General features: G+C 59.2%; 27 protein-coding genes. 6 read left to right on the top strand and 21 right to left on the bottom strand.

Translation table 11 applies throughout. From position 1 onward, the window contains the following. Positions 1 to 8 precede the first annotated feature (8 nt). The 19 genes from ACQ4OE_RS01000 to ACQ4OE_RS00910 all read right to left on the bottom strand — a co-directional run bounded on the left by ACQ4OE_RS01000 (position 9) and on the right by ACQ4OE_RS00910 (position 13,698). Entirely contained in the window at positions 9 to 1,706 is a 1,698-nt protein-coding gene (locus ACQ4OE_RS01000; protein WP_430945355.1) for a phage tail protein, read from the bottom strand. Between the two features lie 9 nt (positions 1,707 to 1,715). Then, positions 1,716 to 2,240, bottom strand: a complete 525-nt coding sequence (locus ACQ4OE_RS00995) for a phage tail protein (RefSeq protein WP_430945354.1) — start codon at positions 2,238 to 2,240, stop codon at positions 1,716 to 1,718. Continuing rightward, on the bottom strand, positions 2,237 to 3,412 hold the full coding sequence (locus tag ACQ4OE_RS00990) for a baseplate J/gp47 family protein (protein WP_430945353.1): 1,176 nt from the start codon (positions 3,410 to 3,412) through the stop codon (positions 2,237 to 2,239). Before ACQ4OE_RS00990 ends, ACQ4OE_RS00995 begins: the two co-directional genes overlap by 4 nt. Next, positions 3,409 to 3,726, bottom strand: coding sequence for a DUF2590 family protein (locus ACQ4OE_RS00985; RefSeq protein ID WP_071173502.1), 318 nt, complete (start codon positions 3,724 to 3,726; stop codon positions 3,409 to 3,411). The genes ACQ4OE_RS00990 and ACQ4OE_RS00985 overlap by 4 nt, the downstream gene beginning before the upstream one ends. Continuing rightward, complete coding sequence (locus tag ACQ4OE_RS00980; RefSeq protein ID WP_430945352.1) at positions 3,723 to 5,708, bottom strand: phage tail tape measure protein; 1,986 nt, start codon at positions 5,706 to 5,708, stop codon at positions 3,723 to 3,725. The genes ACQ4OE_RS00985 and ACQ4OE_RS00980 overlap by 4 nt, the downstream gene beginning before the upstream one ends. A gap of 5 nt (positions 5,709 to 5,713) precedes the next feature. Next, positions 5,714 to 5,854 (bottom strand): DUF6890 family protein, encoded by a 141-nt coding sequence (locus ACQ4OE_RS00975; RefSeq protein ID WP_407047309.1) that lies wholly within the window; start codon positions 5,852 to 5,854, stop codon positions 5,714 to 5,716. Between the two features lie 23 nt (positions 5,855 to 5,877). Then, a complete protein-coding gene (locus tag ACQ4OE_RS00970) occupies positions 5,878 to 6,165 on the bottom strand; it encodes a putative phage tail assembly chaperone (protein WP_065615926.1) in 288 nt (95 codons plus the stop codon). Next, complete coding sequence (locus tag ACQ4OE_RS00965) at positions 6,162 to 6,692, bottom strand: lysis protein (protein ID WP_430945351.1); 531 nt, start codon at positions 6,690 to 6,692, stop codon at positions 6,162 to 6,164. Before ACQ4OE_RS00965 ends, ACQ4OE_RS00970 begins: the two co-directional genes overlap by 4 nt. Next, entirely contained in the window at positions 6,689 to 7,216 is a 528-nt protein-coding gene (locus tag ACQ4OE_RS00960) for a glycoside hydrolase family protein (RefSeq protein ID WP_116255954.1), read from the bottom strand. The genes ACQ4OE_RS00965 and ACQ4OE_RS00960 overlap by 4 nt, the downstream gene beginning before the upstream one ends. Further along, positions 7,213 to 7,509 carry a hypothetical protein gene (locus ACQ4OE_RS00955; protein WP_065615923.1) on the bottom strand — a complete coding sequence of 99 codons (297 nt, stop codon included), beginning with the start codon at positions 7,507 to 7,509 and terminating at the stop codon, positions 7,213 to 7,215. Before ACQ4OE_RS00955 ends, ACQ4OE_RS00960 begins: the two co-directional genes overlap by 4 nt. Then, entirely contained in the window at positions 7,509 to 7,718 is a 210-nt protein-coding gene (locus ACQ4OE_RS00950) for a TraR/DksA family transcriptional regulator (protein WP_116255953.1), read from the bottom strand. The genes ACQ4OE_RS00955 and ACQ4OE_RS00950 overlap by 1 nt, the downstream gene beginning before the upstream one ends. After that, positions 7,718 to 8,170, bottom strand: a complete 453-nt coding sequence (locus ACQ4OE_RS00945; RefSeq protein WP_065615921.1) for a phage protein — start codon at positions 8,168 to 8,170, stop codon at positions 7,718 to 7,720. Before ACQ4OE_RS00945 ends, ACQ4OE_RS00950 begins: the two co-directional genes overlap by 1 nt. Positions 8,171 to 8,176: 6 nt before the next feature. Then, positions 8,177 to 9,292, bottom strand: coding sequence for a DUF2586 family protein (locus ACQ4OE_RS00940; RefSeq protein ID WP_116255952.1), 1,116 nt, complete (start codon positions 9,290 to 9,292; stop codon positions 8,177 to 8,179). A gap of 11 nt (positions 9,293 to 9,303) precedes the next feature. Continuing rightward, a complete protein-coding gene (locus ACQ4OE_RS00935) occupies positions 9,304 to 9,987 on the bottom strand; it encodes a phage virion morphogenesis protein (RefSeq protein WP_116255951.1) in 684 nt (227 codons plus the stop codon). Then, entirely contained in the window at positions 9,974 to 10,426 is a 453-nt protein-coding gene (locus ACQ4OE_RS00930; RefSeq protein ID WP_123419144.1) for a phage tail protein, read from the bottom strand. The genes ACQ4OE_RS00935 and ACQ4OE_RS00930 overlap by 14 nt, the downstream gene beginning before the upstream one ends. After that, positions 10,423 to 10,935 (bottom strand): head completion/stabilization protein, encoded by a 513-nt coding sequence (locus ACQ4OE_RS00925; protein WP_430945487.1) that lies wholly within the window; start codon positions 10,933 to 10,935, stop codon positions 10,423 to 10,425. The genes ACQ4OE_RS00930 and ACQ4OE_RS00925 overlap by 4 nt, the downstream gene beginning before the upstream one ends. 98 nt (positions 10,936 to 11,033) lie before the next feature. Continuing rightward, on the bottom strand, positions 11,034 to 11,756 hold the full coding sequence (gene gpM / locus ACQ4OE_RS00920) for a phage terminase small subunit (RefSeq protein ID WP_430945350.1): 723 nt from the start codon (positions 11,754 to 11,756) through the stop codon (positions 11,034 to 11,036). Next, a complete protein-coding gene (locus ACQ4OE_RS00915) occupies positions 11,753 to 12,772 on the bottom strand; it encodes a phage major capsid protein, P2 family (protein WP_430945349.1) in 1,020 nt (339 codons plus the stop codon). The genes gpM and ACQ4OE_RS00915 overlap by 4 nt, the downstream gene beginning before the upstream one ends. Positions 12,773 to 12,774: 2 nt before the next feature. Beyond that, positions 12,775 to 13,698: a GPO family capsid scaffolding protein gene (locus tag ACQ4OE_RS00910; protein ID WP_430945348.1), complete on the bottom strand. Its 924-nt coding sequence runs from the start codon at positions 13,696 to 13,698 to the stop codon at positions 12,775 to 12,777. Between the two features lie 162 nt (positions 13,699 to 13,860). Here ACQ4OE_RS00910 and ACQ4OE_RS00905 point away from each other — a divergent pair, with 162 nt between their 5' ends. From ACQ4OE_RS00905 to ACQ4OE_RS00895, 3 genes are all read left to right on the top strand, one after another. Then, positions 13,861 to 15,903 (top strand): terminase large subunit domain-containing protein, encoded by a 2,043-nt coding sequence (locus ACQ4OE_RS00905; protein ID WP_430945486.1) that lies wholly within the window; start codon positions 13,861 to 13,863, stop codon positions 15,901 to 15,903. Further along, positions 15,800 to 16,684, top strand: coding sequence for a phage portal protein (locus ACQ4OE_RS00900; protein WP_430945485.1), 885 nt, complete (start codon positions 15,800 to 15,802; stop codon positions 16,682 to 16,684). Before ACQ4OE_RS00905 ends, ACQ4OE_RS00900 begins: the two co-directional genes overlap by 104 nt. Before the next feature lie 75 nt (positions 16,685 to 16,759). Continuing rightward, positions 16,760 to 17,011, top strand: coding sequence for an ogr/Delta-like zinc finger family protein (locus ACQ4OE_RS00895; protein WP_065615912.1), 252 nt, complete (start codon positions 16,760 to 16,762; stop codon positions 17,009 to 17,011). 41 nt (positions 17,012 to 17,052) lie between these two features. Here the strand turns inward: ACQ4OE_RS00895 and ACQ4OE_RS00890 are convergent, their stop codons facing one another. Then, positions 17,053 to 17,247: a hypothetical protein gene (locus tag ACQ4OE_RS00890; RefSeq protein ID WP_430945347.1), complete on the bottom strand. Its 195-nt coding sequence runs from the start codon at positions 17,245 to 17,247 to the stop codon at positions 17,053 to 17,055. 85 nt (positions 17,248 to 17,332) lie between these two features. Beyond that, entirely contained in the window at positions 17,333 to 17,689 is a 357-nt protein-coding gene (locus ACQ4OE_RS00885) for a helix-turn-helix domain-containing protein (protein ID WP_430945346.1), read from the bottom strand. Between the two features lie 78 nt (positions 17,690 to 17,767). Here ACQ4OE_RS00885 and ACQ4OE_RS00880 point away from each other — a divergent pair, with 78 nt between their 5' ends. Genes ACQ4OE_RS00880 through ACQ4OE_RS00870 form a run of 3 tightly spaced genes read left to right on the top strand, consistent with a single transcriptional unit; the run spans position 17,768 to position 18,845 of the window. Continuing rightward, the gene (locus ACQ4OE_RS00880) at positions 17,768 to 17,980 is read left to right on the top strand and encodes a DNA-binding protein (protein WP_430945345.1); all 213 of its coding nucleotides are present in this window, start codon (positions 17,768 to 17,770) and stop codon (positions 17,978 to 17,980) included. Between the two features lie 29 nt (positions 17,981 to 18,009). Then, on the top strand, positions 18,010 to 18,483 hold the full coding sequence (locus tag ACQ4OE_RS00875; protein ID WP_430945344.1) for a YmfL family putative regulatory protein: 474 nt from the start codon (positions 18,010 to 18,012) through the stop codon (positions 18,481 to 18,483). Then, complete coding sequence (locus ACQ4OE_RS00870; protein ID WP_430945343.1) at positions 18,480 to 18,845, top strand: hypothetical protein; 366 nt, start codon at positions 18,480 to 18,482, stop codon at positions 18,843 to 18,845. Before ACQ4OE_RS00875 ends, ACQ4OE_RS00870 begins: the two co-directional genes overlap by 4 nt. Positions 18,846 to 18,903: the final 58 nt, after the last annotated feature.

Here is an 18,903-nt window from a genome sequence, read left to right as displayed (position 1 = left end):
GCTCGATCTCAATACTTGATGCAGTAATTTAGGGCCATGTTTCGAGGCCGGGTTTCGGCGCCGCCAGCGGCGGCAACAGTCACACCGTGGGTATGCGCACCGCTGCCACTCACCCCAATGTTGTGCGCGTGCAGGCCAGCGGCACCGATGCCGACGTTGTGTGCGTGATTGCCTTGGTAGTCGGTGCGCATGGGGCGACCGTCAGCGTTCTTGCCACCGGGGATTTCCAGCTCTGTGAAAACGCTGCCACCTGCTGGATAGCCCACGTTGATCCCGGCGCCGTTATCGACTATTCGAAACCCGTGGTCGTGGTTACCTTGGGCATCAGTCCAGGCACTGTGGTTGTGGTTGCCTTGGGCATCAGTCCAGGCACTGTGCAAATGGTCGCCTACGGCCGCCGCCGACGCAGAGTGCGCATGCGAATGAATCATCATGTCCTGATACGCGCCGAGCGCGCGGCCGGGATCCAGCCCGCGCCCATCGTCCCAGCCGCGAGGGAATAAGCCGCGCATGTCAGGCAGATTGAATGTGGTTGAACCATCACCCTCCCCGTAGTGCGTCCCAAGCCAAGCGAAGAGTTGTGCGAACGTGCTACGCGAGACCGCCGCACCGTTGCACTTCAGCCATCCCGTAGGAGCTGCGGTCATTGCAAACGCTGCCACCATGCCGGTCATTGAATCCCCGACTTGTTTCTGAAGTTTGTTGAGTGCCGCCGTAGATGCCACGATCTCGCTGCTGTTCGTCGCTGGATCGTCGCTGATGGCGTTGGGCAAGTTGCCCAGTCCGACGTCTGCTTTGGTCGTGGCCCGGGCACGCAGCTGCGGATAATCGCCGTTACGGGATGCGAAATATTTGATCAACGCACCGCCGACTGGCTCGGCGTCCCGCAAATCCAAGATATTGCTGGGCGAAATGAAATCAGCGATCGGCACGCAGTAATGACGCACGCCGGCAGCATCGGTGTAATCAGCCTGGTCACCGAAAACCACTTTCCATACAGCCACCCGATCGTTCAGTTGGCGCTCGAGGCAAACGTCCAGACAGACCTTGCCGACAGGAACGACACCCGGGATGGCTTCTGCCTTCGCGATCGCCACACGGACGCCCTCGACGTAGGCGGTGCCACCGTTGACCTGGTACCCGGTTTCTGCTTTTTCGAACATCAGTGAATCACTGAAAAAGAACGCACGTCCGTAAAGGTTGCGATTGCTCAGACGTTCGCGCTCGTCGATACCGGCAAGGCGCACCGTGAAGTCATGCTGCCAAGTGCTGGCATCGATCTTCACACCGGTGAGCTGCATCGCACCGTCAAAGGCCACCAGAAAATTGCGGGTGACGTTGTTGCCGATCTGCTCCGGTGGAATGTTCCTGCGCTTTTGTTGCAGAGGCACCGACGACGCGGCGAACAAGATGCCGTCGGCGTCCTCAAGCCCGACCCAGTTAAAGTCCCAGTCACCAACGTCAGACCCCAATTGTGCGCTGTACACCACCTGGTTCGGATTCACGAAACCCGCGTTCTTTTCCGGGATGGTGTAGACGTGAACAATCTGTTCAGCGGGTGGCTTGCCGGTCGCGCGATCGAGCGGCGCGGTCGGATCAAGCCCCGGCACATTGGCAAAGATGAACCGACTGACGATCAGCGGCTTTTGCTGGCTTTGTTTAAGGGCAATTTGGCTTTCGCCGGCCAAGGTAATACTGGCGCTCACGGTGCGCTCCTACAGGCTGGCAACCAGCGTTTGCTGGTCGTCGTTGAAGTCGATCAGGGCGATTTGCAGCCCCACGGGTGTGATGGTGACGAAGTCGTAGCGCCGGCACGTTCGGCCGTATTGCTGGATCAACACGCGCAGAAGCTCGGGATTGAGCGACAGCTGAGCGTTGCTGAATTTGAGCAGCACGACGTCCCAATCCCGATCGGGCTGACGCTCCTCGATCTCGACGTAACCCACGCCCAGGCGCTCAAAAATGCGTTTCAATCCGGCAGTGCTGCCAGCGTCGACCGAGTTGATAAACGCGTACTTCACGCGCAACCGAAACAGGGATTCCGGTTCGCCTTTGAAGCGCGTCACGTCCCGCTGCCAGGCCCACAGCTCTAGGATGTTCATGTGGCAGGTGTCGGGATCGATCTGCGAATAGGGCCAATGCAACCAACCCGTGACGGTTTCCCACCACGCCTGTGCAGCGGCCACCAGCTTTGAAAGCTCGGTGCCGCCCAGCCAGAACGGCAATTTGAGTTTGATCATTGCAGGTTCACCTTCAGCGACGTCAGGCGCGGGATGTCCAATCCGCTGGTGATGTCGACGCCCGGGGAAAACCGCAGTGAAGCGATATCGACGAACTCCTGGTGCAACTCCTCCGCCAGTCGACTGAAGCTGAAACGCGACTGGGGATAAGTGAGCGTCGGCTGATAGTCGCGCGGCGTGCTTTCACGAAACGCGGCCCTTATGAACAGCTCGACCTCACTTTTCAACGTGTCGACCTGCTCGGCGCTCAGGTTAGGTTGCGGCCATAGATCCATCTCAACACTGACAGACACCTCTGGCATTACCATGGCCAGCAGATCGTCGCCGTGGCCATGGTTGCCTTGGTCGCGAATGTGCGAATTGATTTGCTCCAGGTAAGTCGCCGACGGCACGCCCGCGTCAAACAGCACAAAGGCGTTGGCACTCCCCGGCCCGCGCGGTGCGCCGTGCTCGAAGTAGACGCCATCCGGACGCACGCCCGGAAAAGCTGAAATCATGGCCCGATACACCGCGTCGGTGTGCCACTGATTCACGGCCGAGAACTGGTTGCGCACGCGCAAACGCAGCTGGTCGTTCGGCTCCGGATCCGCACCTGGTGATTCCAGCCAACCGTCCTTGTTCACGACCTGAACAATGCCCGGCACCGGAACCGGCAGGATGGCGTAGTAACCTGGGGCGAGATTAAAGCCACTGCCGGATTCGATCGCCTCCGCCTGAACTTCCAGCTGCAGTTGGCCCGCGACGAACGTCGCCGGCGCCGTGGTAATCAGTTGGTACACGTTGCCGTTGATGGCGGCCGACTGCACCACAATGCCTTTTTCCAGCTCCAGGACACCGTCCGGCAAGGCCCGGGTAAACAGCAATTTACCGCAGGCTTTGGTGGCGCCTTTACGCTCGACGTTGACCGCCCAGGCGAGCATGTCCAGCCACCCGTCCACCGCCGTTTTCACAAAGAAGTTCGGCAGCACCGTCAGGCAAAGAAAGTCCAACAGCCACAACACCGGTTTGGTCACCAGCGCAGTCATCACCCGCCAGAACGGCGAATAGCTGCTGGTGTTGGCCACTTTGGCGCCCTGGGCTTCCACCTCCTTTTCCCACGCGGCCTTTAGCCCGGCCTCGGTGTTCGGGATGCCGGCGTCGGCGATCAATTTTTTAAAGTCGACCTGGCTCACAGACTTACCTCAATCGAACCAAATTTCAGGGTTTTCGCGGTGACCAGGTACACGCCTGGTTCCTGCTGGGTGATGCGCGCCGTACCAGGCACCAGGCGCTGGTCATCCTCCACCAGCAGCTCCAGCTGCTGGATACAGTCGCGCTGTCGAAGCCGATCGCGCTCGGCCACCAATGTCACCAGCAACCCGCTGTCGCGGATCATGTGAGCGATGTCCTGCGCGATGCAGGCGCGGTCGTCGACCAGCAGAGGCTGGTGAGACGGATCCAGAGCCAGGTCGTTGTTGACGATCAACAAATCGACGTACTCGCTCATCCGCCTACCGCCATGGCCATCAGGTTTTCCATCTCCAGCGGCGTCATGGTCTTGCTGGTGTGAATGTTCACGTTTTCCACATGCGTGCCCTTGTTCTGGCTGCTGGTGGTGTTCTGGATGCTGGTCAGCAGTCCACCGGCTGGCACCGATGCAGGGCGCGTCGGCGATAGGCTGGGGATGGCCGCGTTGATGGTCTGTTGGGCTTTCTGCGCGGCGTTGGCGGTGTCGGCTGCATTGGTCGCAGCATCCACGCCGGGCACCTCAGGCATGTCGCCGAAACGCGCCTCGATGTTCACGCCCGGGATGCTGTTCAGCAGCTCGATCACGCCGTTAACGGCCTTGGTGAAAATGCCGACGATGCTGTCCCACGCGGCCTTGGCCATGCCTGACCAACCGCCCATGGAGTTAAACCAGTCGGATAGCTTCTGCAGCTTGTCGGCAACGAACTGGAACGCGGCCGAGTTCATCAGGGCGGACGTCCATTCGTCCCAGTAGTAGACCGCCGCGACAATGACGGCCACCAGGGCAAGAACACCGGCAACGATCCACACCATCGGGTTGGCCAGCAACGCCGCGTTGACCAGCCAGATCGCCCCTTGCCACAGCAGCATGGCGCCACGAACCAGGGCAAGGCCGGCGCAGAGCGTATAGATCACGGCCATGTAAGCCAGGATCGCCAGTTTTTGCAGGACGAAGCCGGCAACGGTGCGCAGGTTCATCAGTTGGACGACCTTCCACACCGACACCAAACCCAGCCAGGTCATCCGTGAAACGCCAACCACCAACGTCAGCAGTGACATGGCACCGACGAGGCTCATGATGGTCAGTGCGGCGATGCCGATCACGCGGGTGATGTTGGGAAACAGCTGCGACCAGCGCACCAATGTTTTGCCGATATCCACCATCTTGTTCATGAACGGCGTCAGCACCGGGATCAGCACTTGGCCAAACACCACCCGCATGACTTCGACCAGGGACGCCCATTGCTGCCAGGGATCGACCATGGCCCGGGCCATTTGCTCGGCATTCTCCAGACCGCGCACTTTGCCCAACTGTTCGATGCCGTTGCGCAACCGGTCGGTGTCCTTGGCGAGCGCGCCGATCACCTGGGCGCCTTCGCCGCCGAAAGCCTCCATCAGCTTGGCGCCGGCCGACGCACTGGTCAGGTCACCGAACTTGCCCTGCAGCTTGTCCAGGATTGTCATCATCGGCAGAAGCTTGCCCTGCTGATCGGTGAACTTGAGTCCCAATTTGTCGGAAGCGGCGCCGATGTTTTCAAAAAAGGCCTTGTAGCGTCCGCCAGCGTCGCCGCCTTCCATGGTGCTGCTAAGCGTACCGATCACGGCCATCTGTTCGGCCAGGTCAACGCCCGATGTGGTGGCGATTGCACCTGCTTCCTTGAAGGCGTCTTTCATCGCCGCGCCACTGGTACGAAACAGCTGCACGGCCAGCGCGGTCTGCCCGCCGAGCTTTTCCACCCACGCGCCCTTCCCCATCGCATCCGCTTGGGACTTCTGCAGGTTGTAGAGCGTGCCGACGTATTCACCCATGGTTTCAGCGTCGGATTTGGTGGCCTTGGCCAGCAGGTTGCTGGTGTTGGTGAAGATCGCGAGCTGGTTGCCGGCAAGTCCTTTGATCGCGCCTTCGATCACATAGGCGGACGCCACAAAATCCTTGGCGTTCTCGCCATAGCTCACGGCGAACTGCAGCGACTTGGCATTGAGCGACGACAGCGCATCCTCGGCCACGCCGAGCGACCGAACGTCGCCAAGGGCGCGATTGACCTCCAGCGCCGGCGCCATCGCCTGCTGGACGCCGACCACAGCCGCCGTCACGCCGCCCATGCCCAAGCCGATCGTCTTGATGTGCTTTTCGCTCTGATCAGCGAGCTCGGAGAAACCCATCTTCACCTTGCCCAGGGGCGCGGTGACTTTGTCCTGCAAGCTCAGAATGAAAGCCAGGCTGGCGCTACGGTCTGCCACAATTGTTATCCGTTCAGCGCAAGGGCGATGCCGTTAGCCACAGCAAATTCCATGCGTCTCCAGTGTTCGTCCTCCAGCCACTTGGCCGTGCCCATCGCCTCGGACGTGGGTTCCGCACCAGGTAGCCAGCGGTTCGTCAGGGCCATCAGCTGGCCCAGGCCGTTTTCGCTCAGGCGCTCAGCGTGCTCGAGCGCTTTTTTACGATCACCTCAACGTTGGGCGCGTACTCCTCGAGCAGCGCGCCGGCGATCTGCATCACCATCACCGGGTTGGCCAGCAGCGGTTTGAGTGTGGCCTTTTCCTCTTGCTTGACGGTGGTCATCAGCAGGTTGTTGCCCGGGGCCACCTTGTTGGTTTGGGTCAGGGCGTTGAAGTATTTGGTGACGTCCGCCGGCGTGAGGTTGAAGGTGAATTCCGCTTCGCCGACTTCCAGGGTGATTTCGGTGTTTTGGCTCATTGGGGTGCTCTCTTGTTGGGGTTGGGAAAAGTGGTGCCTTGGTGCGCCGGCGATCGCTGGCACACACCACGGACGTACTGCTGCAGCCCGACAATCATTTGCCGGCTTAAGGCGAGCTGATTGCGGAGGGTGAAATAATCCTGTCGAGCGTCTGCTGCGAGTTCGGCGCGTCCTGCATCAGCCACGCGGGCGGCGCCGGCGGTGGCTGGCACAGGTTGGCCGGTGGGACAGGTGGCGCGGACGTGCAACCGGCCAGTGCCATCGTCAACAGCGCCGCGCAGGCGATCGTTTTCGGTGCGCGCATCGGTCAATTCCTGTGTGTTTCGTTGGTCGATCGCGTCCCGTTCGGCGAGCATTTCGCCGCTGATTCGGGCCGCTTCACGTAACCCGACGACCTCCGACTTCAGCCCATTCAGGTCTTTCAGCGCTTCATCACGCTGATCCACAACCCGGATAAACCAATACAAGGGCACCAAGGCAGTAATCAGCATCACGATCAGCGCGAGCCGTAGCGGTGGAATCGTCATTTCAGACAAACCTCCACTTCAGCCAGCCGGCGGTTGTGCAGGCCTGAAACGAAGCGCTTGCGGCCTTGGGCGTCGGTCACGTACGCCCATACCGGTGTCTTGCCGTCCGGTGCCCAGGCCAACGCCCTGCAGCCGTCAGCAATGCGGCCGGTGTTGATCAACGCCACCGCCCGACTGGCGCAAGTGCTGGGCACACCGACGTTGTGGGCATGGCTGGTCAGCGCGTCGAAAGTGTTCTGGCTCACGTCCGGGTTGGTGATGCAGTCGGCCAGCTGCAGCTGGGTTTTGCGGATCACCAGCTGCTCCACCTCCGCGCAACGATCGGGCGACCAGTAGTCACCGACTACCACCGGGAACGGGCTGGTGTGTCGAGTGATGCCCTTGCAGACAGTGGGCAGTCCGCTGGCCAACTTGTCGGCATAGACGGTGTTCTGGCCGTTGCCTTCCCAAGTGCCCAGGAAGATCACCAACGGAGCGCTGGCCAGCGCAATCACGCCGGCTTGAATCCTGCCGCGCAGGCTCATGGGAACCACACCCGCAACAGTGCCGGCACAACCATCTGCAGCACAGAAGCGACCACAGTGAGAATGGTCAGCAAGCGGCCGACCTTCGCGCCGATGTCGTTCACAGCGACCGTCAGGGTCTGCTGGCCAGCGTTGAGCTCCGACAGTTGCCCCGCCATATGCTCGAAGCCCTGCTCCAACTTGGTGACGCGGGTCGGGACGGTTTCGTGGCGGTCTTCCAGCTCGCTCAGGCGGTGCTCAAAGACCGCAAATTTTTGCTCCAGCGCGCCGAGGCGCACGGCTTCGATGGTCATCAGCGTTTACTCTGCTCAAAGTCAGCCTGGCACGGCACGCAGCGCGTTTTACCGCCCAGCGCCTGGCGCGCTGGCGGGATTTCGTTATCGCAGTCCTGGCAATGGGTCAGGCTTGGCCCGACCGGCATAGGCGTCAGCAGTTGAGCCTTGATCGCCTGGTCACGCTGGCGTTGCTCCAGCTCCTGGGCGCGGTCGAACCAGTCCACCATCAGCGCAGCCCCTCGATCTCGGTAGCGTCGAGGTACGGAACGCCGTTGATGTGGATGAAGTCCGGACTGGTGACGTCAAACGGCACCTTGTGCTTGGTTTTCTCGCCACCTTTGGGATCGATCGACAACAGGCTGGAAATCTTCACCTTGCAGCCAAACGCCTCCACGCGCAGCTCCTCGTCCTCGCCGGCCTTGGCAAAAAACACCGCATCAAAGGGGGCGAGCTTGCGGAAGCTGCCCGCCGATCGCGCCGCGTCGATCAGCAACTGAAAGTTGGAGCTATCCAGTTCCAGTTCGCCGGCCGCAGCCACGTCGCCCTCCACGTAGCCGTCAGGCACACCACGCGTCTGCGCCACGGCCGAGTTGTCGGTGATGTCCAGGGTGCAGCTCTCGACGTGCAGCGACAGATCGCCCAGGCTCACGTCGAAGTTCTTGCCGCCAATCTTTGCCATGGGGCGTTACTCCGTTTTGTCAGTGGAAAGATCCAGGGCGATATTCGCCGTGAGGTCTTTCGGGCAGTTGAGGGGTTTGAGCTTGATGTAAGCCGCGACCTTGGTTTTGCTGAGCCACTCCAGCACCAGGTCACCGTCCTTCGGTGGCTCGATATCACCGGGAAAGACTTCACCGTTGAACTTGATGGACTTGGCCATAGCGCGTAGTGGCGCCATCAACTGGTTGGTGTTGACCGCCATGCTGTTGGGCGTGCTGTTCAACCGGCGATCGGCGACACGGCGAATCAGCAGCGGGCGAATCAGGCGCGCGGCCTTGTCGGTGATGCGCAGATATTCAACGACCTGAAAGTCACTGCCGGGGGTATCCAACATATTGGCGTCACCCCAGTACACGCCCGGGTAATCGGGATAGGTCTGCGAAACCGATAACCGCGCTCGATCCAGCTCGCTACGCACCGCCGATGGCAGAGGGATTTTTTCGCTGTCGAGCGGCACTGGCCCAAGCCCCAGCACAGCGCCGGTGGCTACACGCATTGGGCTGTCTGCGATGCTGACCGAGGCGTTGGCCAAGCGGCCAGCCAGCACGCCCAAATCGTTTCCGTGCAGTTGCGGTACCGGCAAGACTCGAGCAGCGGCGACGTCTGTCACCATGGCCTTTTGCTCGGTCAGGTATTGCGCCCACGTCTGATCTGGCGTGATGCCGGTAGTGGCTGCCATGAAAAAAACGCGACGACCGTAGCGATTGTTCAAAGCAATCGCCGCGTCGTGCATGTCCGTCAGGTCGCCAGGCTTGATAACGGGTTTGGTCACCACCACCGCTTCGACGGACAGTCCCTGCTGCTGAGTTTTCTCCAGGGCATCGGCCCATTCACCCTCTGGGCCGATCGGCGCTGCGATACAGGCCCAGCGCTGGCCACCGTTTTGGCGCGCGGCGGTGATTTGAGTTTTGAGGTCGCTCGCTGGAACGCCCAGCGCGGCATCCAGATCGCTGTCGGTGTTCAATGCAATGAACTGGCCGACGTTTTTGGCAGCGGGGCCAATGAAAAGAAAGTAACGCTCAACCTCGGTGACGGCGCCCTGGCCTAGATTGAGATTGTCGACGGTGACTTGACCGAGTGCCATGCAATGCCTCGTTAGCGGGGTGAATTCAGGATTTGTTGCAACACCTGGCCAATCAGCAGATTGGTGTCGCGTTCAGTTTCGGCGCCGATGAACTGGCGTTTGGGCAGCGTAATTTCCCAGCTCTGCGCGCCTGTGCTTTCGCGGCGCTGATCGTCCAGGATCCGGATCAGCAAGCCGGCCTTGGCGTAGTTCACATGCTGTTGAATCCACGCCACCGATGGCCGGGTCAGCGTCTTTTTGCCTGCTTGGCGCACGCGGAATCCCAACCGGCGCAGGCGCTTCGCCTGCTTATCAGTTGCTGCTAAACCCGGTGGGGTTTTGTTCCAGCGGCGCATCTGCTGGGCAGTGCGCCGTTCACTGACGCCGTTGTGCTGCTGCGTTGCGACCCATCGGGTCAGGGCGTTTTTCCAGCCCAGTTCCGCTTCATCAGCGCTAACCCGCGTGACCACCATCAACTTGGCCAGGCCGGCTTCCATCTTCTTTTTGCCCTTGCCGTCGCCCTTTCGCGGGGCGAAGGGTGTGCCGTCCAGATTCCTCTGCTCACGCACACGCTTGCGGCTCATCGTCCGCACGCGTTTGGTGACCTGGTTCAGCAGGCGGCGGCGCAATTGCGGCGGCAGACTCAGCAGCGCCAACTGCTCGCGAACGCCCAACCGGCCGCGAATGTCGAGTTCGAACGTGCTACGCCCGGCCATCGGTGGCCACCTCGCCGCGCTCGGCAACCCAGAGCTCAAACGGAACGAAAGCCCACGTCTTGCCGAAGGCCTGGATCTCGCCGGTGTCGTCTTCGGCCAGATACTGCGGCTCGACAAATTCCAGTGTGATTTCCACATCGAACAGATCGTTATCCAGCGGCTCCACAAGAAATTCCGGTGCCGGCAGTTCGTGGCGGTCACGGTTGGCGTCGTGGCTTTCCAGCCAACTGCCAACCAATGCCATCAGCCGCGCGGGATGGTCGGCGAAACGCTCCAGGACGATCACGGCGCGATAGTGCATGTCGCCCAGGTGCATCCCGTCGACGTCGGGTTTCCAGATCAGTCCAAGCTTCACCTGCTCGGTGAAACTGTCGAGCTGTTCGGGCTCTACCAAGCGGCGTTCCTGCAGGTAGGCGGTCAGTCCCTGGAGTTTGGTCATAGCAGCGCCGCCGTGATGCGGCTGCGGCCTTGCAGGGCGCGCACGGCCGCTTGGCTGAATGCCAGGAACGTGCTTTCGCGCTCCGGCGCTTCCTTGCCCGTGTTCTCTGCGCTTTCGCGGCGGGTCACCGTGGCGAACTGCTGTAACGCGCTCGCCTTGGCCCGGCAGTACACGGCTCGTCGGTAGATTTTCAGCTTCAACGCGTTATCAGGCAGAAGGTTCTGATCGGTCTGAATGAATGGCCATTGCTTGAGCTTCGGCGGCAGGTGGAGAGGATCGGGAACCTCGACACTTTTTATGCCAAGGGCACGCCAGCGTTGTTTCAGCTCTGCCAGATCGGCATTGACCTCAACCATTGCCATGGTCAGGTCAGCGGCCAGCATGTCCACCAGATACTCCGCCGGCAGGCGGTATCCTTTCTGGAATTCGGCAACAGACAGATCCGGCCAAAAGCCGTCGTTCTCGATCATCTGTTCCACAAACGTGGTGGGTTTACCGGAAAAGCTCATTGCTGACCGCTCGAATAGGGCGGGGAAACTGTTTTTCGTGGGGCTGGCCATGAATGGCAGACGCACGTCCACAGTTCCCCGCTGGGGGGGGTAGTCGGTTATTGGGCGCCGTTACCGGCAGGTATTTGTTTGGCCAGTGCGATGCGACACTTCTTGATTCGTGTCTCGTTGCCAGCTTTCGCGTACAGCTCCGTCGAGCGTTCCAGATGCTGGAGCGCGGTTTTCCACTGCTCGGCCTCCATGGCGCGGATGCCGATCAACTTGTGGTACTTGCTCGGGATTTGTTCGGTCAGCTCCCACTCACCGTCGACGCGCGGCAGCAGGTCAGACAGGTACGGCTCCGGGCTGCGCTGGGCGTTGTATTCGGCGTAAGCCCAATCGATTACCGCGTCCGCAACGAAGGTCTGCACGTCGCGCCGCTTGAACCGCTCGGGCATCTGCTGCCCTTGGCCGATCGCAAAGTCAGCCAGCGCCAGGCCGTCTTCGAACTGTTCGGTGTCGAACAGCCAGACCATTACCTGCACCAGGACACGGTTTGGCATCACCAGGCCCGAGTCCATGTAGCGCTGAATGAAGTCCTGGTACTTGGGTAACAGTTCCTCGCGCTTGAGTGCCTGACGCCCGGCAAGCCCCTTGATATCGCTCAGGCGCTGCAGATCCTGATCCAGCGAGGCTTCCATCAGCAGCAGGTGCTTTTTCGCGTTGGCTGGACTGCTCAGGGCTTCCGCCGGCGAATACGCCAGCGGTGCGGCGGCTGCAGCAATTACTGCAGCGCTGCCCAAGGCCAGGGTGCGGCGCTTGTGCGCAAGCGCCAGGCTCACTTCAGCAGCTCCACATTCTCGGTCAGCGCGATTTTCTCCAACTGCTCGATCACATAGCCTTCATTGCGGCTGTTGTAATCCTCGACGCGGGAGCGTTTCGGGTTGTCCACGGTTTGCTTGCGCCAGCTGGAATCCTGGAAGTAGATCGACAGATTGTCCCAACTGGTGACCAGCACACCGTTGACCGGGAAGAACGGCACGCTGAAGCTCGGCAAGCCGCCATAAGTGGCGATCACCTGCGCGTCTTCGATGCGTTCCTTTTCGGTTGGCGTATCGCCCTGTTTGGCGTACAGCTTCGCCTTATCAGCCGCCAACAGGTCGGTGCCGATGATGGCGATCAAATCGCCGCCGTCGCGCAGACGTTCATCCACCATCTGCTTGGTGTCATGCACCAGGGCGTCCAGGTTGGCGTAATCGCCGTCAAGCCCCAAGGTAACTTTGCCCGCTTCCTTGCCTTCCTTGAGCACCTGCTGCGGGGCTTGCTCGCGCAGTTGCTGCAGCCAGCCTTTGTTCACGTCCTGCAGCATCGGATAGGCTTCGACGTCGGTCTGCGCAGCCGCTTTCACACCGTGGAAACCGACCATGATGCGATCCAGAGCAATCTGTTTCTGCACTGCGGCGGAATAGCGCTGATGGAAGTCCGGGAACTTCGCCCAGGCATCGATCTTTGCGTACGGCAGACCCACGTCGGATTCGGTTGAGGACAGCTCGTAGGTGCTGTTTTCCAGCTCCGATGCATCTTTTGCTTCGCGATCAGTGGTCTTGGTATTGGTGCGTCCGGTGACGGGGCCAGACACGCCGATAAACACCTTCTCGCCTTTGATCTCGGTCACCGGAATGACGTTGATGCGCTGCAGGAAATCGGCTTTTGCGGTGATTGCGTCGTTCAGCTCTTGGGCGATCGACGGTTCAACGGAAAACATCTTGCTGGACAGCGGGACACCGTAAGTTTCGGCGATCGCCAGCTGCATTTCGGCATACATCTTGGCGCCGTAGGCGCTCAGTGAACGGGCCATGGTCAGAGTACCCGCGCTTTGGATTTGTCAGCGGGGCCAGCATTGCGCGGCAACTGACGTCCGGTGCTGGTGTTCTTCAGTTCGGTGAATTGCTTCTGCAGGTCGGCCAACGCCGCCAGCACAGCTTTGTTTCCGCTGCCGCTGCGCTTGAATTCGCGCTCTTCTTCGGCAGTGGTGACGATCTCGTCTACTGCAGCGCTGACGTCATCGATCGGAGCCTGATCGGGTGCTGGTGCGTCCTCGGCAGCAGGCTCAATCACAGCCTGGATGCCGGCAGCGACGACCAGCAGCTGGGCCAGCAGGGCTTGTAAAGCCGTTGCGGTAGCTTCATCCATTGGGGGTTTGCTCTCGGTTGGGGTTTGCGGGGTGTTTTCGGCGGCGGTGTCATTGATGCCGAAACGCTTGAACAAGCGGGTAAAGACGGCGACGAGTCGGCCGAGCTCGCCCTGCGGCTCGGTTTCGCGCAGTGGGCCGAGTTCCAACGACGCGGCGTAATACGCGGCGCGACTGGTACGCCTGGAAAAATACAGCTCTTGAGTACCGAGACTGGCTGGCTCGTCGGTTACGGCCAAGCCGGTCAAGTAGGCCTTGCCGGTGCCAGCAAAATTTGGAGTGATTTCGATGCTGGTAAAGAGCTTCTGGCCCTGATCGTTCAGATACAGCAGGCGATCGTTCGGTTTTAGCTGAGCTTCCAGCGCAATTTGACCCGGCTCCAGATCCTCGCCCTCCTCCACCAGGCGCACAGCGAATACGGTGCCGTGCGAACCAGGCCAGCGTTCGTGGTCGCACCAGATCACAGCGGTGTATTTGGCCGGGGTGTAGGTCTCGGCGATATCGCGCAGTTCCTGGGGGAGGATGTCGCGGCCATCGACGGTCGGGCCGCTGGTGGCAACACGTTTCCAATAGGAGACAAGGGAACGGGGCATGAGTGGTAACTGCGCTCAATCATTGAATGAGCCGTCACGATAGGGAACCAATTACCACCAAACAAACGGTTGAAATTCAGTATTCGCCTATTTCCATCTGTTAGGCGAATCGCAGCATTTAACCGCGCGTTTCACCGGTTTTCGCCGCATAGACTGCGGCTCATGAATTACCCGACCGAAGTCAAAGAAGCCGCAAAGCGCCTCTACCTGCGCCGTTGTTCGGTGAAGGAAATCCAGGCGCATTTGAAGCTGCCGAATATCCGAATCGTGTACTACTGGATCCGCCAAGGCGGCTGGGACGAAATGCTCACGGATGAAGAACCGTTGAGCGCGGTCAATCGGCGAATAACCCTGATCCTGGAAAAAATCGATCCGCTGACCAAAGCAGAACTGGACGAACTGGAGCGATTGACCGGCCTACTTGAGCGCTTGAAAAAACTTGCCACGAAACCTTCGCCGGCGGCGCCGTCAGATCGTCTGGACGAGCCGCACGACCGGCAAGCAGGTCGACGCCGTGAGCGGGGCGAAGGCGGCGCCAAGAAGCGGGAAAAGAAGGCTAAGAACGATATCAGCGGCCTTACCGAGGTGGATTTCCTCGATAAATTCATCTCGAAGATGTACGGCTACCAGAAAGAGCTGTTCGAGGCGAAACAGAATCCGCTGACCCGCCGCGTCCGTAACATCCTCAAAAGCCGGCAGGTCGGTCTGACCTACTATTTCGCCGGCGAAGCTTTCATGGATGCCGTGCTGAGCGGTGACAACCAGGTATTTCTGTCTGCCAGCAGATCGCAGTCCGAGATCTTCCGCAGCTACATCATCCAGTTCGCCAAGCAATGGTTTGATATCGAGCTGACCGGCAACCCGATAACGCTCAGCAACGGCGCCGAACTGCGCTTTCTCAGCACCAACAGCAGCACCGCCCAGGGCTATCACGGCCACGTCTACGTGGATGAATATTTCTGGATTCGCGACTTCGAAAAACTCAGCACCGTGGCCAGCGCCATGGGCACCCACAAGAAATGGCGCAAAACCTATTTCTCGACGCCCAGCGCCGTGTCGCACCAGGCATACCCGTTTTGGTCAGGCGAAGAGTTTCGCAACAGCAAACGCGGCAAGAAGGCCGGCGGTGTGTGGCCGAGCGAAGCGACATACACGCAAGGCGCACTGTGTCCGGACGGCCAATGGCGCAAGACGATCACCCTGGACGATGCAATCGCCGGTGGCTGCGATCTGTTCGACCTCGAGCAGCTGCAGCTGGAGTACGACGAGGACAAATTTCAGCAGTTGTTCTACTGCAAATTCATCGACAGCACCCAAAGCGCATTCAGCCTAAAAGATCTGGAGCGCTGCTACTCGGATCTGTCGTTGTGGGAGGACTACAACCCGGATTCCGATCGGCCATTTGGCAACAGTCCAGTCTGGCTGGGTTACGACCCGAGCCGCACCCGCGACGACGCCACCTGCGTGGTCATCGCGCCGCCGCTCGAACCTGGGGCGAAGTTCCGGATCCTGGAGAAGCACAGCTGGCGGGGCCACTCGTTCACTTACCAGGCCGCACAGGTCAAAAAACTGACCGAGCGCTTCAACGTCCAGCACATTGGCATCGATGTCACCGGCGTGGGTTACGGCGTGTTCGACCTGGTACGCGACTTCTACGCCAAGGCGACACCAATTCACTACAGCCTTGAGGCGAAAAACGCTCTGGTGCTCAAAGCCCAGGACACGATCCAAGGCAGTCGCATCGAGTGGGACGCTGGGTGGACGGACATCGCGCAGGCCTTCCTGACCATCAAGCGCGGCGCCACCAACAGCGGCCAGATCACCTACAGCGCTTCGCGCACCGACGCCACCGGCCACGCCGACATTGCCTGGGCGGTGATGCACGCGCTCGCCAACGAACCTTTGAACACCAACAAGCGGCGTCGTAGCCGCTACGTCACGAGTAACCAGACCAGCCATGGCCAACCGCAAACGCAGAAAGCAGCACGTAGCCCAACCACCGCAGCAGCCGATGCGCTCGTTTACGTTCGGGGAGCCGGAACAGGTGTTGTCCGGCAACATCGGCGAGTACGTGGGCGTGTTCCCCAGCGACGACGGCAAGATTTACAAGCCGCCGGTTTCCCGGGTTGGCCTGGCCAAGCTGCTGCGCGCCAACGCCCACCACGGCGCCATTCCGAAATTCAAACGCAACCTGCTGCTGCGTGAGTTTATTCCCTCGGCGGGCTGCAGCACCGAGACGATGGGCCGCGCAGGTTTGGATTACATGGTGTTTGGCGAAGCGTACTTCTACAACGAAACCAACGCTTTCGGCCAAGTGCTGGAGTTGCAGCATCTGCCGGCCATCAATATGCGGGTTAAGGTCGACGGTGGTTACGTGATGCTACTGCCCGACAACAAGGAAATGGAGTTCGAACAGCATGAGATCTCCCATGTCCTGGACTACGACGTTGAACAGAACATTTACGGGATTCCAGACTACCTTGGCGGCCTGCAGGCGCTGCTGCTCAATGAGGCGGCCACCCTCTTCCGCCGGCGCTACTACAGCAACGGCGCCCACGCTGGTTACATCTTCTATACCAACGATCCCGACCTGACCGAAGAGGATGAAGACGAGCTGCGCGCGCAGATCAGCGCGAGCAAGGGCGTGGGCAACTTTCGATCGATGTTCGTCAACATCCCCAATGGCAAGGAAAACGCGATCCAGATCATCCCGGTAGGCGACTTCCAAGCCAAAGACGAGCTGGAGAAGGTGAAGAACATCACCCGAAACGACGTCATCGCCGCCTGGCGAATGAACCCGGCGCTGGCCGGCATCATCCCGGAAAACACCGGTGGCTTTGGGGACATCGAAAAGATTGATCGCGTTTACACCAGCAACGAGATCAGACCGATCTGTCAGCTATTCAGCCAACTCAACGATTACCTGCGAGCGGATAGGCGTTTTAGCTGGAACGCCAATCCCACCGCAGAGAATTCATCTGCATAAACGAAGTTCAGCAACTAAAAACACTACTTTTTGTGGCAGTATTAAGGGGATAAATTGCCCTGGGGGAGGGAAACGATGAGAGTGGTATGCAAATGCGGGCACAAAGGGCGGATCGGCTCTCGAGAGGAAGTGACCACAGAGTTCGTAAAGCTGTACTGCCAATGTTTGGATGCAAAGTGCGGGCACACTTGGGTCGCTAATCTCACGTTCTCCCACACGCTTAGCCCGTCGTCGCAAACATTCGAACGGATGCTGATCGACAGCTTACGCGAGATGCCCAGGGCGAAACAGAGAGAGCTTTTTGAGCAGTTGGGAACACAGGTGTGAGCAGAGGTTGAGTCGCCAACGCGTAAGCGTTAGCGGTTACTTCATAGGGATAGCTGTGATGGGTAAAGAGACGTTGCCAGTTCCTGTCCGTCAGTTGGATCTGGATGCTTCGCTAGCAAACAAGCCAGGCGCATCACCTGCTTTTGATCATCAATAACCATCGTACGATAGAGGTCGACCAGGTGGCTTTCATCGCTACTAAGCGGGGATCGCTCGACGCGTTTCAGATTCAACATGACACTACTCCATAAAGTGCGTTGTCGAACCGACTTAAGGGAGCGTATCGGAACAGTTAATAAGAAAAGTCTGATTCTGCAGAAACTACCTTGAGCTTTTTACGACATCATCGACCATCGCTCTTAAGAATCGACGAATTGCTTTCTGGTCGTCTTCCGGGATGATCCGATATTGCTTTATCAAAGAGTCCTCGATCTCATTTAAAGCACTCTCTGAAAGATTTGTACGCACACCTGTAAGGATGTAAGGGACATCAAAACCGAACTGCGCAGCAAGCTTGCTGAGGTACGAAGCAGGAGCATCGCTCGTCCCTGCCTCGTAATTTGCTTGGGTTCGCTTAACAACGCCAATTGCCTCGGCGACCTCACCCTGTGTCATGCCGAAGCGCTTTCGCTCTTCCTGCAGGCGAGAACCAATTTCTTCAGAAAGATGCAAAATCATTCATCCCAAATATTTACAAATGCATCAAGATGCATCATTCTGCATTTCACACCACATGAAATTGCACGGATTTGCACTATGCCGAAGATCAGTATCAGCGAGCAAGCCCGCCAGAAAGCGCGGAAAGCTTTGGAAAAGCGCGGGCAATCCGCGAAGGACTTTGCACTTCTTCATCATTTGAGTCCCAGCACCGTTTATGCGGTGCTGAGTGGCCAGAGCCAATGTCGCCGTGGGGAGGCACACCGCGCAGCAGTATTACTCGGCGTCAAAGACGGTGTGATTGAAAAGTAATAGCGGCGCTCAACAGGGAAAAGTAGAAGATGAAAAGCCCGATCCTAGATACTCGCAAAGAAGTCATGAGCGAGATCATCCGTAGCTATACCGGCGGGCGCGAAGCTGCTGCTGCACGCTTGGGACTGAAGCTCAAAAAGTTCGACAACCATGCCTACGAAAACGCCGGCTGCAGTCCACTTAGCGACTCTCAGGTTTTCATGCTTGAGCAGGACTGCGGAACTCACCACTTCCCCAACTACGTCGCCTCAATGTACGGCGGGTTGTTCGTTCCAGTAGTTGATCCTGAAACGCTAGACAACGTCGAGCTATACGCTCGATCGCTACAGGTGGCGGCAAAACGCGGTTGCGTCGACCAGGCGATCGCCAAGGCGCTGGAGGACGGTTCAATCAGCGAAGAAGAAGCCGAACTGATTCTGGACGCTCACAACCTTCACGTTGCTGCACGGCACGCCGAAGTGCTTGCCGCAATAGCTCTTTACCGCGCAGGGAACGCCCAATGAACAATCTGCCTGCAGTACAGGAGTATCAGGACATGCTCAAAGCTGCCGCGTCGGTGTTTCTTGAACGGCACCGGTGCGAACACCTGAGCGATGATCAACAACTGATCAAACGAGCTGTGCAGCATTTAGTCGCGGGCTTCGACGTACTCACTCCGACAGCTGAAAAAATAGTTCACCTGGCCTACAGCGATTTGTCTGTTGTCAGCGATCGGCAGCGACTGGATGTAATGACCAGCACACCGACACACACCGTTATCACTGACACAGGCACCGGTGAGGTTTGGGCCATTCCCGTCAGCCTGATTTATGAACGCATCCTCAACGCACCGGACAACGGGCGTTTTCGCGTCACCACTCCGTAACACTCAACCACTAAATACCCGCCCCCTCTTTCCCGTGGGTTTGGGTGAGCTGCGCCCG

Source organism: Pseudomonas sp. WC2 (genome assembly GCF_050586545.1).
Lineage (GTDB): Bacteria > Pseudomonadota > Gammaproteobacteria > Pseudomonadales > Pseudomonadaceae > Aquipseudomonas.
This window is presented reverse-complemented; position numbering and strand designations above follow the sequence as displayed.

Coding starts and splice junctions, on each gene's coding strand:
- ACQ4OE_RS00995 (WP_430945354.1), bottom strand. CDS start 2,240: ATGATCAAACTCAAATTGCCGTTCTGGCTGGGCGGCACCGAGCTTTCA.
- ACQ4OE_RS00985 (WP_071173502.1), bottom strand. CDS start 3,726: ATGAGCGAGTACGTCGATTTGTTGATCGTCAACAACGACCTGGCTCTG.
- ACQ4OE_RS00975 (WP_407047309.1), bottom strand. CDS start 5,854: ATGGCCCTGACGAACCGCTGGCTACCTGGTGCGGAACCCACGTCCGAG.
- ACQ4OE_RS00970 (WP_065615926.1), bottom strand. CDS start 6,165: ATGAGCCAAAACACCGAAATCACCCTGGAAGTCGGCGAAGCGGAATTC.
- ACQ4OE_RS00965 (WP_430945351.1), bottom strand. CDS start 6,692: ATGACGATTCCACCGCTACGGCTCGCGCTGATCGTGATGCTGATTACT.
- ACQ4OE_RS00960 (WP_116255954.1), bottom strand. CDS start 7,216: ATGAGCCTGCGCGGCAGGATTCAAGCCGGCGTGATTGCGCTGGCCAGC.
- ACQ4OE_RS00955 (WP_065615923.1), bottom strand. CDS start 7,509: ATGACCATCGAAGCCGTGCGCCTCGGCGCGCTGGAGCAAAAATTTGCG.
- ACQ4OE_RS00950 (WP_116255953.1), bottom strand. CDS start 7,718: ATGGTGGACTGGTTCGACCGCGCCCAGGAGCTGGAGCAACGCCAGCGT.
- ACQ4OE_RS00945 (WP_065615921.1), bottom strand. CDS start 8,170: ATGGCAAAGATTGGCGGCAAGAACTTCGACGTGAGCCTGGGCGATCTG.
- ACQ4OE_RS00940 (WP_116255952.1), bottom strand. CDS start 9,292: ATGGCACTCGGTCAAGTCACCGTCGACAATCTCAATCTAGGCCAGGGC.
- ACQ4OE_RS00935 (WP_116255951.1), bottom strand. CDS start 9,987: ATGGCCGGGCGTAGCACGTTCGAACTCGACATTCGCGGCCGGTTGGGC.
- ACQ4OE_RS00930 (WP_123419144.1), bottom strand. CDS start 10,426: ATGACCAAACTCCAGGGACTGACCGCCTACCTGCAGGAACGCCGCTTG.
- ACQ4OE_RS00925 (WP_430945487.1), bottom strand. CDS start 10,935: ATGAGCTTTTCCGGTAAACCCACCACGTTTGTGGAACAGATGATCGAG.
- ACQ4OE_RS00915 (WP_430945349.1), bottom strand. CDS start 12,772: ATGGCCCGTTCACTGAGCGCCTACGGCGCCAAGATGTATGCCGAAATG.
- ACQ4OE_RS00910 (WP_430945348.1), bottom strand. CDS start 13,698: ATGCCCCGTTCCCTTGTCTCCTATTGGAAACGTGTTGCCACCAGCGGC.
- ACQ4OE_RS00905 (WP_430945486.1), top strand. CDS start 13,861: ATGAATTACCCGACCGAAGTCAAAGAAGCCGCAAAGCGCCTCTACCTG.
- ACQ4OE_RS00895 (WP_065615912.1), top strand. CDS start 16,760: ATGAGAGTGGTATGCAAATGCGGGCACAAAGGGCGGATCGGCTCTCGA.
- ACQ4OE_RS00890 (WP_430945347.1), bottom strand. CDS start 17,247: ATGTTGAATCTGAAACGCGTCGAGCGATCCCCGCTTAGTAGCGATGAA.
- ACQ4OE_RS00885 (WP_430945346.1), bottom strand. CDS start 17,689: ATGATTTTGCATCTTTCTGAAGAAATTGGTTCTCGCCTGCAGGAAGAG.
- ACQ4OE_RS00880 (WP_430945345.1), top strand. CDS start 17,768: ATGCCGAAGATCAGTATCAGCGAGCAAGCCCGCCAGAAAGCGCGGAAA.
- ACQ4OE_RS00875 (WP_430945344.1), top strand. CDS start 18,010: ATGAAAAGCCCGATCCTAGATACTCGCAAAGAAGTCATGAGCGAGATC.
- ACQ4OE_RS00870 (WP_430945343.1), top strand. CDS start 18,480: ATGAACAATCTGCCTGCAGTACAGGAGTATCAGGACATGCTCAAAGCT.